Source organism: Paenibacillus sp. P4_E11, from assembly GCF_056401635.1.
Map to the genome: position 1 here is coordinate 1 of NZ_JBFUIX010000465.1, position 1,427 is coordinate 1,427.

Annotated in this window: 2 protein-coding genes; one reads left to right on the top strand and one right to left on the bottom strand. The window is 45.0% G+C overall.

Annotated elements, in window-relative coordinates; translation table 11 throughout:
• Positions 1 to 18 precede the first annotated feature (18 nt).
• Positions 19 to 156 carry a hypothetical protein gene (locus AC1DWB_RS35155; RefSeq protein WP_477545703.1) on the bottom strand — a complete coding sequence of 46 codons (138 nt, stop codon included), beginning with the start codon at positions 154 to 156 and terminating at the stop codon, positions 19 to 21.
• Between the two features lie 372 nt (positions 157 to 528).
• Between AC1DWB_RS35155 and AC1DWB_RS35160 the strand changes: the two genes are divergently transcribed.
• A partial coding sequence (locus AC1DWB_RS35160; RefSeq protein ID WP_477545704.1) for a DNA topoisomerase occupies positions 529 to 1,427 on the top strand: 899 nt, incomplete at its 3' end.

The following is a 1,427-nucleotide window of genomic DNA, read 5'->3' on the forward strand; positions in this document are numbered from 1 at the left end:
CCCATTGGGCTATTCCTTCTATCTATAAGGTGCTAAAGCTGCCTCTATACGCTTCTTTATCTCAGATATTGGTGTATTTGTTCCTAGATGGTGATGTACGTCTTTTAACGCCTCAACGAGTGATTGTATTTCTTCTTGTAGTTCTTCTTTAGACATAGTTACCTCCTAATCTGGTCCTTCCGCAAATCAAACTCCTAATCAAACAAAAAAGTACATAACCTAATTATACCAATTAATCAGAGTTCAGAAAATAAGTAAATAATGTTCAAAGGTATACTTTGCGTTATGATGGGATAGAATTTCATCGTTCACRCATTTGACCACAAACCATAAATCCATTATGATGCATAAAGAACGGAATAAGCTTATATTAAGGAAGAAACACATCAGGCGAACATAAAAATCTATACTTCATGTTAACAATGAAAAAACAGATTCAGCAACTACCCGGTTCAACTTTCGTTCGATTGTAGGAAAGGCTGCCTTTCCTGCTGGAGGTTATGGACTAAGAGGGGGAAGGACGAACCTATGGCAGATTCGTTAGTCATTGTGGAATCACCCGCGAAAGCGAAGACGATCGGCAAATATTTAGGAAGCAAATACATTGTGAAGGCATCTATGGGTCATATCCGAGACCTTCCTAAAAGTCAGATCGGCGTGGAAGTCGACAATAAATTCGAACCCAAGTATATTACAATTCGGGGCAAAGGCTCCATCTTGAAAGAATTGAAGGACGCCAGCAAGAAAGTCAAAAGAATTTATCTGGCGGCTGACCCGGATCGTGAGGGGGAAGCTATTGCTTGGCATCTGGCTCATTATCTCGAGCTGGAGGGAAGCGAKCCTTGCCGTGTCGTATTCAATGAGATTACGAAGCAGGCTGTGAAGGATGCGTTCAAGACACCACGGCCGATCGATATGGATCTAGTCAACGCTCAGCAAGCCCGGCGTATTCTGGATCGGTTGGTTGGTTATAAGATCAGCCCGCTGCTGTGGAAGAAAGTGAAGAAAGGGTTGTCTGCCGGACGTGTACAATCGGTTGCCGTTAAGCTGATTATCGACCGGGAGAACGAGATCGAGGAATTCGTACCGGAAGAATACTGGTCGATCACGGCGAAGCTGGGCATTAACAACTCCGAATTCGACGCTAAGTTCTATGGCATTCATGGTGAGAAAAAAGAACTTACACGAGAGTCGGACGTCCAGGAGATATTGCAGGCGATTGGCAAGAAGGCCTTCACGGTCACTGAAGTGAAGGAGAAGGAGCGGCTGCGCAATCCGTCGCCTCCGTTTATTACGAGCTCGATGCAGCAAGAAGCAGCCCGCAAGCTGAACTTCCGTGCAGCCAAGACGATGCAAGTCGCTCAGCAGTTGTATGAAGGGGTTGAACTAGGCAAGGAAGGTACGGTCGGTCTTATTACATATATGCG